This window comes from Kribbella sp. HUAS MG21 (assembly GCF_040254265.1).
Taxonomy (GTDB): domain Bacteria; phylum Actinomycetota; class Actinomycetes; order Propionibacteriales; family Kribbellaceae; genus Kribbella.
In genome coordinates this window covers 7,242,593-7,255,729 of the sequence record NZ_CP158165.1, presented here as the reverse complement: position 1 = coordinate 7,255,729, position 13,137 = coordinate 7,242,593, and the positions used below count along the sequence as shown (strand labels likewise).

The window sequence follows — 13,137 nt, the reverse complement described above, 5'->3', positions numbered from 1 at the left end:
GTTATCTCGCTCCTGTTCCGCTGACTTCTCTGGCCATCCCCGCGTACGTGTCACGTGCCACCAGCAACCGCTCGAGCCGGAAGCGTCCCGGCTCGGCGTCCCGCACGGCCTGCCCCTCCGGCGTCCAGAACTCGTCCTCCGGTACGGCGTCCCAGCCGGCCGGGACGAACTTGATCACCTCGGCGACGGCGGCCTGCGCGATCGCGAGCACCCTACCGGCCTCGGCGGGATCCGTGGGCACCGCCGCCAGCGCGCTGTCGGCGACGTCCAGCCACTGGCCCGCGTCGAGGATCTCCGACGGCTCCGGGCCGCCGAACGTCGGCCAGCCCTGCACGGGCGTCTCGCGCGCCGGCAGGCCGAACAGGTACTCGCGTTCGGCGGAGCACCCCGGACAGATCGCGGCGTAGCTGGACGCGAGCTCACCGTCGACGTCGACCAGCGCCGGTTCCCAGGGCGCGTCGACCGAACCGCAGTCCGGGCAGGGATGCAGCTCGAGGTACAGCTGCGCCTCGTCCCGGGTCCGCGCCACCGCGAACGCCATGTCGTCCCTTTCGTTCTCTCGTACTCGACAGGGGTGTGCCCATCATCGGTGTCACGGGCCGCCGATCGACGGCCCGTGGCCGGTTGGTGAAATGGTCCGTCCGGCACCGCCGGCCGCGGAGTTCCGCGCGCCCTGGCCCGCGGCCGGCTTGGCCGCCCGCATCGCGGTGGTGTAATCGAGGGCCTTGAGCACGTCGCGGGGTACGCCGGCCTTCTCCAGCTCGCCGGCGACCTTCGCGCTGAAGCTGCCGTCGGGCGACGACGTGTTGTACAGCTCGCGCAGGTTGATGCCCTTGCTCTCGGCCATCAGCGCCAGGTTCTGGTGCAGGGTCGCGAACGCGGAGGCGAACCCGCCGTCGCCCTGACCGACCATGGTGCCGTTCGGGTGCGCCTGGTACTTGGCCTCCTTGCCGTCGGCCTGCTGCACCAGCAACACCACCGTCCGCCGCTCGGCCCGCGCCTGGGCGAGGGCGTCCACCAACGGCCGGTACGGCTGGTAGACCGCGCCGGACTTCCCCTGCCCGTACTCGGTCGCCGTGACGTCCGGCGGCCCGAAGTCGACCGGCTTGGCCTGCAGCCGGGCGTCGGCCAGCGCGGCGTCCAGCGACGCGCCGTTCTCCATCTGCCGGAGCACCTCGAGATACCGGTGCGCGAGCATCCTGACGAACATCTCACCGCGGGCAATGTTCGGCACGTGGGTGGAGGTGCGCTCGCTCGGCTCGCCACGACCCTTGTCCGTGGTCGTCCGGATCGTCGCGTCGTACACCAAGGGGATCCGGACCGTGACCATCTGGCCCTCGAGGAACCGGCTGCCCTCCAGCCGGGTGCCGTTCGCGTCCGACGACTGCTCCTTGACCTGCTCGCCGATCGAGCCGCCGGCCGAGACGAGGCCGCCGTCGAGGCCGCCGGTCGCGGTCAGCGGGGTCAGGCGGTTGTTGCTGCTGGACGACCGGTACGTCTCCTGGCGCCGCCAGACGCGGCCTTCCTGGCCCTCGACCTCCGGGCCGTGCAGTTCCCAGCCGACCGCCGTCGCGTTGACCTGCACGTTCACCATCGTGCTGCCGTTGCCGGGCCGGGCCATCGGCTGCAGCTTGATACCGTCGCCGAGCAACCGGCCGGCCTTGGCCTTCAGCGCGGTCGCCTTGAGGTTCGCCCGGAGCAGGTCCCGGTACTGCGCGGCGCCGCGCTTCCCGAGGACGCCGGGTTGTTCGAGGTGCCCGGTCAGGTTCTCGAGCAACTGGTTCTGCCGCTCGTCGTCCTTCCCGTGCAACGCCACCCGGACCGGGACGGCGCCTTCGGGCAGCTGGATCGGGCGGTGCTCGGTCCGGTCCTCCAGTTCCGGGTGCTGCTCGAGCGGAGCGTCCAGCCGGTCGCCGCGGGGGATCCACTGGATCAGGTCGGCGCGGACCTCGCGGGGCGCGGAGACGCTGGTCACCTCGGCCGGGTCGATCCGGCCGAGCTTCCAGCGGGCGCTGGCCATCGCGGCCGCCCCGGCGTTGCGGAGCCGCACGACCTCGGTGGTGAACACCACCTTCTGGTGGGTCCGGATCTTGTCGAAGTTGCCGTGGCGGTCGATCCCGGTGTTCGTCTCGCCCTGGGCGCCCCCGGTCGCCACGGTCTTGTCCGTCGACACTCCGCCGGACGCGTCCGCGTCGAGCGCGGTGCCGGTCGTGCCGTTGATCCCACCCGAGACGGTGACGGCGCGGCCGGTCGACCGCTCGACGGACTCGTAGTCGTAGTTCTGCCCGATGCCGCCGGCGTCCTCCTGCGGGATGTCGGGAGTGCCGTCGTCCTTCTCCGGTACGCCGTCCATCGTGCGTTCGCCCTCGTAGCGGGCCCGCACCCGGACCAGGAGGACGTCCGGACGTTCCTGTCCCTGGATCGGTACCTCGATGGGCAGTTCGAGGCCGTCGGCGCCGAGCATGTCCTCGAGATGGCCCTGGTAGCTGTCCGGGCTCAGGTCGACGTTCAGGGCGTTCTGCAGCAGGCGGCTGGCGTTGCGGAGGCCGGGCGCGAGCTCGTCCACCTGCGGCTCGACCAGCTTGCGCAGGTCGACCAGCTCGTCCTCCGTGCCCTCGACGGTGATCGACTCGAGCTGACTCTGGCCGAGGCTGTCCTGGTACACGTCCGAGGTGTGGACGACGCGCCGCTGGGCAGTCTGCTCGGCGGCGCGCTCAGCGGTCTTGCGGAGCCGCTCTTCGGCGCTCGACGCGTGGGAGGCCGTGACCCGGGTCCGCTGCTGGAGCTTCGCCGCGAGCCGCTCCGGAGTGTGCTCCGCGGCCAGACCGGTGGTGACTCCCGCCTTCTCCTGCTGGTACCGCGTCAGGACCCCGGTGGCCACCCGGTGGCTGACGTTGACCTTGTCGTTCAGGTACCGCTCGGCGAAGTCGGTCACCATCGGCAGCGGCAGGTCGAGCTTGCGGGTCGCGTACAGCTCCAGCGCCCGCCGCTCGGCCATCGCCTTCTGCGCCAGCGCGTCGGGCAGCGGGATCGACCGCACCACCTCGCCGTTGTGCAGGATGTCCGCGGTCATCTTGTACCGCTCGATGAACTCGTGGTGCGTGCCCGCGTTCACCAGCAGCCGCTCGTCGCCCGACGTCTCGCTCGTCGAGGTGGACTGCGACGTACCGGCGGTCCGGCCGAGGGACAGCCCGCCGGACTGCCCGGTGCCGTCGGCGGCGACCGCGCCGCCGCCGGCGTTGCCCGAGACGCCGCCCGAGACCGACGTCCCCGAGGTCGAGCCGACGTCGCTCATCGTGAAGTTGATGTCGACGGTGTTCTGCTGGCTCATCGCGAGGTGCGTGAGGCTGACCGCCTCGCCCCGGATCCGGATCTCGTACTCCTGCGGCAGCAGGGTCCCGTCGGTCAGTGCGTGCACCGGGTTGCCCGGCGCCTGGACCACGACGAACGGCAGCTTGTACGACCCGTTCATCCACTCGCGGTTCGCGACCAGGCTGTTCGGCGCCAGCGCCTCGTGGAGCGCCGGCAGCGCGGTGGAGTCGGCCCGGATCGCCGGGATCGCCTCGCAGAGCTTGTCGGCCGCGTTCCGGGCGTCGACCGCGACCGGGATCCCCTGCTGTACGGCGGCCCGGTGCGGCGGCTTCGGGTTCTTCTCGAAGACCGGAGCGGCGGCGCGGGCCAGCGAGCTGTCGTAGGCGACCTCCATGCTGCCCTGGACGTCCGCGATCGGCGGCGCGTCGCCGTGCTCGGTGATCTCCGCGAACCTGAGCCGGATCCGCTGCCTCGACCGGTCGAGCGGCTCGGTGGACTCGTTGAGCGTCACCCGGTTGACCCGGCGGCCGGCGGTCCAGCTGTAGTTCTTGCCGAGGGCGTTCCGGGTGGCCTTGACGCCCGCCTTCCCGGTGCCTCCGGCGACGCCTTCGCCCGGGGAGTGCGAGCCGCCGACACCCGCGGACAGCGGCAGCGACTTGGACCGGCCGGACGTCCGGCCGGTGGCCCGCGAGCTGATGCCGAGCCGGACGATGTTCTCGTTCGTGCTGACGCCGAGACCCTCGGCCGTGAACTCCAGGGTGTCCGGATCGTGTTCCTGCGTCGCCGTCAGCCGGAACGGCCGCCAGCGCGGCGTGCCGAGCGGTCCGCGGTCCTCGAGCATGACGATCAGGCCGCTCTGGCAGGCCTGGTCGATGCCCGCTTCGATCCGCGGCGCGCTGATCTGCTGGACGACGCGCTCGCGGTTCCGGCGCTGCTCCGGTGTCGCCTGCTCGCCGGGCCGCGCGACCAGACCCATCTCGGCCAGCTGCTCCAGCGCCTCGTCCCGAGTCTCCTCGGCGCCCTCGAGGTTCTGCGTCATCCCCCGGCCGACACCGCGCAACTGGTTCTCGCCCATGCCCATCGACGGCGGCAGCGTCTGCGGCACGGTCGACGGCTCGGCGTCGCCGCGCAGCAGCACCCGGCCCTGCGCGTCGGTACGCACCGAGCCGTCGGGGTTCCGCCGTACGGCGTCCTTGTCGGCGCGGCCGCCGACCCGCAGCAGGTCGTTCTCCGCAACCCGCAGCAGCGCCTCGGCCTTCCCGTTCTCGACGATCGGCGCCGCCGCCGGGTCGCCGACCTTGCGCAGCGTCGCGCGCACCCTGAGCCCGACCAGCACGCCCTGGGTCGGACCCTGGTTGCGGTTCACGGCCGGGGTGATCGAGGTGACGCTGACGCTCTGGCCGCCGGACCGGGACACGTTGCGCCCGGCCGACACGCTGGGCGACACGTTCACCCCGGTACCGGCCACGTCGTTCAGGACGGTCGCGGCGCCCAGCGGGTGCGCCTTGTCCAAGGTGCCCGGGAACCCGACGGACGCGGTCCCGGAGGACGACGTGCCGAAGGTCTGGCCCGCGTTCAGACCGGCGAAGTCGACGAGGACCTCTTCCTGCCACATCTCCGCGCTCGACTCGCCGACCAGCTCGGCCGTACTCCAGACCGGCTCGACCTCCCAGGTGAGTTCGTACGCCGTCTCGCCGCCGGACGGGATCTGCCGGGTGATGCCGCCCGGCTGGCTCATCTCGCGCAGCAGCCGGTGCGAGTCGTTGATCATCAGCCCGGCGATGTGGTTGTACGAGACCCGGTCCAGGCCGCCGTACTGCTGCTGGGCCCGGCGGACCAGGCGGTCGGTGACGTCCTGCAGGCCGCTGATGCTCGTGACCGCGTGCCGCGGGAACTCGCCGGTGACCTGGTCGCCGTGGCCGAGCTCGTCCAGCGAGACCGTCTCCGTCGGAGCCTTGACCGTGTACGCGCTCGAGACCCAGGTCTGCTGCCGGCCGGCGTCGATCGTCGTGACCGGCGCCCAGGGCTCGGTGGGGGACTTCCGGTACTCCACCCGTAGCTTGCCGGTCCACCCGTAGAGCAGCGACTCGCCGCGGTTGTCGTCGACCCAGCCGGACTGGTGGTGCGCGGTGGCCCCGCTGCTCTCCGCCAGCGAGCGGCCGCGCGACACCTCGACCTTGGGGGAGACGAGCTGCGCGGCCGCGTGCAGCGGCGTACCGGGTGCGGCCAGGGCCAGCAGCGGTCCGAGGTTCACCCCGACGTTGAAGTTGGTCGAGTGCGTGTCGGTCGTGCCGACGCTGGTGCCGCCCTCGCCGAGCGTGCCGCCCATCTGCTCGACCATCCGGAAGCCGGGAGTGGGCACCTCGTGGACGTCGTCCGCCTCCATGATCAGGCGGAGCTCAGGCACGTCTTCGACGTCGGCGTCCGGCGGGGTGTCGAGCGTGATCACCATGCCGTCCGCCGACACCAGCCGCCGGTACTCCGCCGCCGCCATCGGACCGGGCCCGCGCGTCGGCAGCTGTGCGGTGATGCCTTGGTCCGCGAGACCTTGGTGGATCTTGTCCACAGGCAGGACGAACCGCGGGCCTTCCGGCTGGCCCGTCCTCAGCAGCGTCGGGTCCGGCACCGACCTCTGGACGCTGCGCCGGTAGGCCAGCGCCTGCCGTTCCGCCGTACCGGCCAACTCGGCCAGGCGGGCCGGGGACGCGCCGGCGTCGATCTCGGCCAGCAGGTTCCGGTAGCCGTCCAGGGCCTGCTGCGCGGCACCCGCGGCCTGCTCGTAGCCGTCGGCGATCTCGGTGTGCCGGCGGGCCTTGTTGTGGGCGGACTCGGCGGCGACACCCAGCACCCGGGCGCGCTCGGGCGCGGCTAGGTCGCGCTGCTGTTCCTCCGCCGCGGCCTCGCGCTCCTTCCCGACGGCTTCGTCGGTCGCGGCCCGTGAGCTGTCCCGCTTCGTCCTCGCGTCCGTCTCGAGGCCCGCCACGGCCTTCTCGAGTTCGGCGATCTGGGTGACGACCTGGGCTCGCAGGTGGGCGGGTGTGTTCCGTGCCGGTTTCGCCTCGGCCTCGGCCCGCGCCGCCGCGATCCCGAACGCGGCGGCGTCCGGGTCGGCGACCGCGCCGGCGGTCCAGGGGAGGGCGGGCTCGGCGCCGCCGTGGCGCTTGATCGTCCGGGCGAGACCTTCGAGGTCCTTCTGCAGGTCCTCGAGGCTGCGCGCTCCGCTCGGCCGGCCGGTGGCGAGCGTCTCGGCGCGGGCCTCGTGCCAGTCGCGGAGCATGACCTGGAAGGCCGCGTGGTCGGCCTGCAGGCGGCGGTCCCGGCGTTCGTGGCCGAAGACCGAGCGCAGTTTGCCGAGCACGCCGCGCGGGCGCTCCGCCTGCGCGGCGGCCATTTCCTGGGTCATCAGCGTCAGCTGGTGAGTCCAGACAGTGCGGAGCTGCTCGTCGGCGAGGCCGGACGAGATCCGCAGGACGTGCGGATCGTTCGCCGTACCGGACCGCACGACACCCTGGGCCAGCGCCCCCAACGTCGTTTCGCCGATCTCGACGCGGACGTGCTGCGGCACGTCGCCGGCCGTCGTCCGCAGCACAGCCTGCTGGGACGCCAGGTCGACGACGGGCTGATCGGTCACCGCCGCGGCCAGATCCAGCTGGTTCATCGCGGCCAGCACACCGAGCGCGTGCGTCTCGGTCAGCGCGGGTTGGGAATCGGGGCGCCTGCCGGTGACCAGTCCGGTACCGCGCACCTGTGACGTCCAGACGCGCCGCCCTTGCGCACTCCGGTGCCTGCTGCCGACCTGCGCGCGGTGCCGGCCGCGTCGGGTGGTGGGCTGGGGACTCACACCGAGCAGTCGGGCCTCGCGGCTGATCGTGCTCGAGGCGGCAGTGATCGCCGACGGAATCGCCGTCGTTGCCGGCTCCGTCATCGTGCGCAGCCGGGCGGCCGCCTCGGGGTCGTTCGCGGCAGCGCTGCGGAGCGCGACGCGCAGCATCGCTTCGCCCTCGGTACGCCGGGACTGGTCGAGCCCCGGGCCCCGCAGATACCGGTCCAGGGCGTCGGTCGCACCGCGGCCAGGCACCTGTCCCCGGGCGCGGGCGACCTCGGAACCGAGGACACCGACGGCCTCCGCGAGCAGGCGGTCGTCGCTGACGCGGTCCGCGGCGCGGCGGGACAGCAGTTCCTCCAGCGCCTGCAGCGCGTCCGCGGCCAGGAGGTCGTCGCGGCGGCCCAGGCGGACCCGGCCGTCCCGCAGCGGCACCGCCGACGGGTGCAGGATCCCGAGCGCGTATCCGATGGCCCACCGCGCGCGAACCGCCGCGTCCGCGGCCGACAACGTCGATGTGGTCAGCCGAATCACCGCCTCCCGTCAGTGCCCAGATGCTCACCAGTTGTCATCTGGACCCCCTGGTTCCGGAATGTAGCAAACAATCGGTTACCCGCCAGCCACTCGATTCACCCAGACTGTTAACGATTTACCCCGAACCGGCCACCTAGGATCCTTTGCATGTGGGAGAAGTTCGGTGACTCCGAGTGGAACATCCCCGAGGCGCGCAGCACGGTGGCCGAGTTGCGGCACCACGCCGGCGACGGACCGGAGTACGACGGGATCGAGCTCTTCCAGGCGCTCTGTGAGTACCTCGACGAGCTGCACGGCACCGGGTTCGACTACTTCTTCACGGGTGACGAGCTCTCGGTGCTGGCCGCGGCGGTCCAGAAGGTCCGCGGCCCGCGGATCGAGCCCGACCCGGACTCGGACCGGCTGGTGCAGCCGGTGAACGCCGCGGTCACGCTGGCCGAGGGACGGGACCTGGTCACGTGGCTGGAGGCGCGGCCGCGATGGGAGCGCGAGATCGGGCTGTGCCTGCGCGCGCTGTACACCTATCTGGACCAGTTGTACGGCGGTCCGGGCAGCTTCAACCAGCTGCTCACGCCCGGCGAAGTCGCCCGGGTCGCGGCCCGGTAACGGCACCAAAGTTGTCGCCGCGTTGTCGCCGGGCCACTGGCACGATTGGCACCTCGCTGCCATTACGGTAGGCGGGTGAGTCTCTCGTCCTCCACGCGTTCTTCTTCCCAAGGGTCCCGGGCCGCGGGCCGGCCGGCCGCCGGCGGCACGACCCGGCTGCCGAGCGGCCGCGAGCGGCGTCCGGCGCTGGCCGCGCTCGCCGTGATCCTGATCCTGCTCGGTGCGGCCGGTTCCGCACTGATCGCGCTGAACAGCGGCAACCGCTCCGACTTCGTGGCGATCTCCGCGGACGCGCTGCCGCCCGGGCACAAGATCGAGTCCAAGGACTTCTCCCGCGGTGACCTGGCCGGCGCCACCGGCGGCCTGATCCCGTGGTCCGAGGCCGAGAAGTACGTCGGCCGGTACACCACCAGCTGGCTGTACAAGGACCAGTTCGTCACCCCCGCCAACTTCACCAAGGACGGGCAGGCGCCGATCCCGGCCGGCGGTGCGCTGGTGGGTGTCAGCCTCGAGGCCGGCCGGGCGCCATCAGACGGGCTCAAGGTCGGTGACATCGTCACGGTCATCCGGGTCCCGAGCGCCAACCAGGAGGGCGCCGCGACGCCGCTGGTCAGCGCCGCCGAGGTGACGTCGTCCGCCGGCGCCATCACCGACAGCAAGACCAGCGCGAACAGCTCGCTGAACGTGACGATCCTGATCCCCTCGGACAAGGTGAACCCGGTCGCCGCGGCCGCGGCGGCGAAGACCCTGGTGCTGGTGAAGCTGTCGCCGGGGACGAAGCCCGAGGTCTCGCGCAACGGCGGGTCCAACTGATGGCTCTCGTGGCACTGGCGAGCGCGAAGGGCTCGCCCGGGGTGACGACTGCCAGCCTGGTCTTCGGTGCGCTCTGGCCGCGGCAGGTGCTGCTGGCCGAGTGCGACCCGGCCGGCAGCGACGTGGCGATCCGGATGACCGGCCAGGGCGGCGCGCCGCTGAACTCCGACCGCGGCCTGGTCAGCCTCGCGGCCGCGAGCCGCAAGGGCCTGGGCGACGAGGTGATCCTCGCGCACAGCCAGCAGCTCGACGGCGGTCTCGACGTACTGCTCGGGGTCCGCTCGCCGGAGCAGGTCGGCGGTATGGGCGGGCTCTGGCACCCGCTCGGCATCTCGTTCAACCAGATGCAGCACGGCGACGTCCTGGCCGACTGCGGGCGGATCGGCGCCTCGTCGCCGCAGCTCCCGGTCATCCAGTCCGCGCGCCTCGTCGTCCTGGTGTGTACGGCGACCGGCTCGTCCGTGGCACACCTGCGCGAGCGGCTGTCGACGCTGGTGCACCACGTCGACGCCCAGCTCGGTGTGGTCGTGGTGGCCGACCCGAAGCAGCGCGACGGCGTGAAGCAGGTGTGGACCGTGCTGGACGCGATGTCGCTGCCGGTGCGGCACCGCTGGCACCTGGCGTACGACCCGGCCGGCGCGGCGTTCTTCGACGGGCGCGGTCACGGCCGGCTCGACAAGACCCAGCTGATCCGGTCCGCGAGCGCCATCACGGCCGAGATGGCGGCCCTGGTCGCGGCGCCGCCGCCGCAGGACTTCGACATGGCGAACGCCGCGTTCCCGCCGCCACCGGGTGATTACCGGTGAGCGCGGACCAGGAGCTGGTGCGCCGGCTGCGGGTGCAGGTCGCCGAGCGACTGAACGAGCAGCGCCGTCGCGACCAGGTGAACGGCGTACCTCCGATGAGCGCGGAGGACGAGCGCGAGTACGCGCGATCGCTGATCGTGCAGGTGCTGGAGGACCACGCGCGCTACGAGCTGGCCGAGGGGCGGACGCCGCCGACGCCGGACGACGACGCGCAGATCGCCGGCGCGATCCACTCCGCGCTGTTCGGTGTCGGCCGGCTGCAGCCGCTGATCGACGACCCCGAGGTCGAGAACATCGACATCAACGGGTGCGACCAGGTCTTCGTGCAGTACGGCGACGGCCGCGAGGAGACGCCGGGTCCCGTCGCCGAGAGCGACGACGAGCTGGTCGAGCTGATCCAGGTGCTCGCGGCGCACGCGGGCCTCACCAGCCGCCCGTTCGACTCGGCGAACCCGCAGCTGGACCTGCGGCTGCCGGACGGTTCGCGACTGTCGGCCGTGATGGGCGTGACCGCCCGTCCCGCGGTGTCGATCCGGCGTGCCCGGCTGGGCAAGGTGTTCCTGCGCGACCTCGTGGCCAACGGCACCATGAGCGACGACGTCGGCTCGTTCCTGCGGGCGGCGGTCGCGGCGCGCAAGAACATCATGATCGCGGGCGCCACGAACTCCGGGAAGACCACGCTGCTGCGCGCGCTGGCCAACGAGATCCAGCCGCACGAGCGGCTGATCACCGTCGAGCGCTCGCTCGAGCTCGGCCTGGGGGAGTTCAAGGACCTGCACCCGAACGTGGTCGCGTTCGAGGAGCGGCTGCCGAACTCCGAGGGCGTCGGCGAGGTCACGATGGCCGACCTGGTCCGCCGCTCGCTGCGGATGAACCCGTCGCGGGTCATCGTCGGTGAGGTGCTCGGCGACGAGATCGTCACGATGCTGAACGCGATGAGCCAGGGCAACGACGGCTCGCTGTCGACGATCCACTCGAACAGCTCGATGGAGGTGTTCAACCGGATCAGCACCTACGCGATCCAGGCGATGGAGCGGCTGCCGATGGACGCCACCCAGATGCTGATCGCGGGCGCGCTGGACTTCGTGGTGTTCGTCCGCAAGCACAACGACTACGCGCGCGGCGGCGGCCTGAGCCGGTACGTCGAGAGCATCCGGGAGGTCACCGGCTGGGACGGCCGGGTGCTGTCCGGCGAGGTGTTCGCGCCGGGACCCGACGGCCGCGCCGCGGCGCACGCGCCGATCGCGTGCATGGACGAGCTCGAGCACTTCGGGTACCAGCCGCTCGTGCACGGAACCTGGGCGTGATGCGATGAGCGACCGGACACTGTTGGCGCTGCTGTGCGGTGCGGTGGTCGGCGGCGCGGTGCTGCTGCTGATCGTCGCGATCCGCGGTACCGAGCCGAAGGACGAGACACCGTCGCTGTTCCGCAACCGCAGCGCCGAGAACCGCAAGAACATGGTGCGGCTCGGCGTCGGCGTCGCCGTCGGCCTGCTGGTGCTGGTGGTGACCCGCTGGCTGGTGCTCGCGGTCGCGCTCGGCCTGCTCGCCGCGATGGCGGACCGGTTCTTCGGCGGTACCGGCGAGGAGCGCCGGGCGATCGACCGCCTGGAGGCCCTGGCCACCTGGACCGAGGCGCTGCGGGACACGATCGCCGGCGCGGTCGGCCTGGAACAGGCGATCCCGGCCACCGCGGTGAACGCGGCGCCGGCGATCAAGCCCGGCCTGAACCTGCTGGTCGACCGGCTGCGGATCCGCGAACCGTTGCCGTCGGCCCTGATGCGGTTCGCCGACGACCTCGACGATCCCTCCGCCGACCTGATCGTCGCGGCCCTGGTGCTGAACGCCCGGCTGCGCGGACCCGGTCTGCGCGAGGTGCTCAGCGCGCTGGCCGACTCGGCCCGCGAGGAACTCGACGTACGGCGGAAGGTCGCCGCTGAACGCCGGTCCACCCGGCGCAGCGTGCAGGTCGTGGTCGCGATCACGCTGCTGATGGCCGCGGGGCTGGTGCTGTTCAACCCGACGTACATGGCGCCGTACACGAGTTTCGTCGGGCAGGTCGTGCTGGCCGTGGTGATCGCGCTCTACGCCCTGGGCCTGCTGTGGCTGCGGCGGCTCGCGAAGATCGAGGTGCCGGAGCGGTTCCTGATCGGGATGGCGAAGGACCAGCGGCTGAGCCGGTCCGGTGACGAGCGGATGGAGGTGGTGAGCGGATGACGTGGGCCTTCATCACCGGCGGCATCGCCGGGCTCGGCGTCTACGTACTGATCCGGATGTTCATCAAGCCGCGCGCGAACGTGCTGTCCACGATCGCGCGGATCGACGCCGGGCGCGGCGGGTACAGCAGCGGCGCCACGACCAGCGCCGCCGGCGAGCGGGTGCTGGGCGGCGTGGACCGGGCCCGGGAATCGCTGGGCCGGCGGCTGGAGGCGGAGGCGAACGCGCGCGGCTGGGCGTTCGGCAAGCTGCGCCGCGACCTCGCGGTGATGAACCAGCCGTTCGCCGCGATGCTCGCGACCAAGGTGTTCTTCGCGCTCGGTGCGCTGATCTTCATCCCGATCGTGTTGTTCCTGTTCTCGGCGATCGGGCTGACGCCGCCGGGCGCGACGCCGGCGATCGTGACGCTGGCGTTCATGGTGCTCGCGTTCTTCCTGCCCGACCTGGCATTGCGCCAGGAGGCGGAGAAGCGGCGCCGGGACTTCCGGCACGTGGTCGGCAGCTTCCTGGACCTGGTCGCGATGAACCTGGCCGGCGGCCGCGGCCTGCCGGAGGCGCTGATGACGGCGTCCACGATCGGCGAGCACTGGGCGATGGCCAGGATCCGGCAGGCACTGGCCAACGCGCGGCTGATCGGCATCACGCCGTGGGACGCGATGGCCCGGCTCGGCGAGGACCTCGGGGTCGAGGAACTGCGCGACCTGGCCTCGGCGCTCGCGCTGGCCGGTGACGAGGGGGCGAAGATCCGCTCGTCGCTGCTGGCCCGGGCGGCGTCGCTGCGGCGCAAGGAGCTCGCCGACGTGGAGGGCAAGGCGGGCGAGCGGTCGCAGTCGATGCTGGTCGCCCAGCTGGTGATGATCGCGGCGTTCTTCCTGTTCCTGGCGTTCCCGGCCGGTGCGGCCATCCTCGGGAGCTAGGCCGGACAGTGACCGGACCAGGGACGAGCGCACGGGATCCGTTGGGCGGAGTTGTCCGTCGAACACGGCATACTGAGGCCTGCTTCGGCCTCACGACACGGAAGGCATG

The 13,137-nt window shown here is 72.1% G+C and carries 8 protein-coding genes; 6 read left to right on the top strand and 2 right to left on the bottom strand.

The window, feature by feature from the left end; translation table 11 throughout:
- Position 1 precedes the first annotated feature (1 nt).
- Both ABN611_RS35035 and ABN611_RS35030 read right to left on the bottom strand, forming a co-directional pair.
- Entirely contained in the window at positions 2–541 is a 540-nt protein-coding gene (locus tag ABN611_RS35035; protein WP_350276585.1) for a hypothetical protein, read from the bottom strand.
- A gap of 51 nt (positions 542–592) precedes the next feature.
- Positions 593–7,669: a hypothetical protein gene (locus ABN611_RS35030; protein WP_350276584.1), complete on the bottom strand. Its 7,077-nt coding sequence runs from the start codon at positions 7,667–7,669 to the stop codon at positions 593–595.
- A 147-nt stretch (positions 7,670–7,816) separates the two neighbouring features.
- On the opposite strand from ABN611_RS35030, the gene ABN611_RS35025 reads away from it, so the two are divergent.
- From ABN611_RS35025 to ABN611_RS35000, 6 genes are all read left to right on the top strand, one after another.
- Positions 7,817–8,275 carry a hypothetical protein gene (locus ABN611_RS35025; protein ID WP_350276583.1) on the top strand — a complete coding sequence of 153 codons (459 nt, stop codon included), beginning with the start codon at positions 7,817–7,819 and terminating at the stop codon, positions 8,273–8,275.
- 75 nt (positions 8,276–8,350) lie between these two features.
- Positions 8,351–9,088: a hypothetical protein gene (locus tag ABN611_RS35020; protein ID WP_350276582.1), complete on the top strand. Its 738-nt coding sequence runs from the start codon at positions 8,351–8,353 to the stop codon at positions 9,086–9,088.
- Positions 9,088–9,894: a hypothetical protein gene (locus ABN611_RS35015; RefSeq protein WP_350276581.1), complete on the top strand. Its 807-nt coding sequence runs from the start codon at positions 9,088–9,090 to the stop codon at positions 9,892–9,894. The genes ABN611_RS35020 and ABN611_RS35015 overlap by 1 nt, the downstream gene beginning before the upstream one ends.
- Entirely contained in the window at positions 9,891–11,201 is a 1,311-nt protein-coding gene (locus ABN611_RS35010; protein WP_350276580.1) for an ATPase, T2SS/T4P/T4SS family, read from the top strand. Before ABN611_RS35015 ends, ABN611_RS35010 begins: the two co-directional genes overlap by 4 nt.
- Before the next feature lie 4 nt (positions 11,202–11,205).
- Positions 11,206–12,111 carry a type II secretion system F family protein gene (locus ABN611_RS35005; RefSeq protein ID WP_350276579.1) on the top strand — a complete coding sequence of 302 codons (906 nt, stop codon included), beginning with the start codon at positions 11,206–11,208 and terminating at the stop codon, positions 12,109–12,111.
- Entirely contained in the window at positions 12,108–13,028 is a 921-nt protein-coding gene (locus tag ABN611_RS35000) for a type II secretion system F family protein (RefSeq protein ID WP_350276578.1), read from the top strand. The genes ABN611_RS35005 and ABN611_RS35000 overlap by 4 nt, the downstream gene beginning before the upstream one ends.
- The last annotated feature ends 109 nt before the right edge of the window (positions 13,029–13,137 follow it).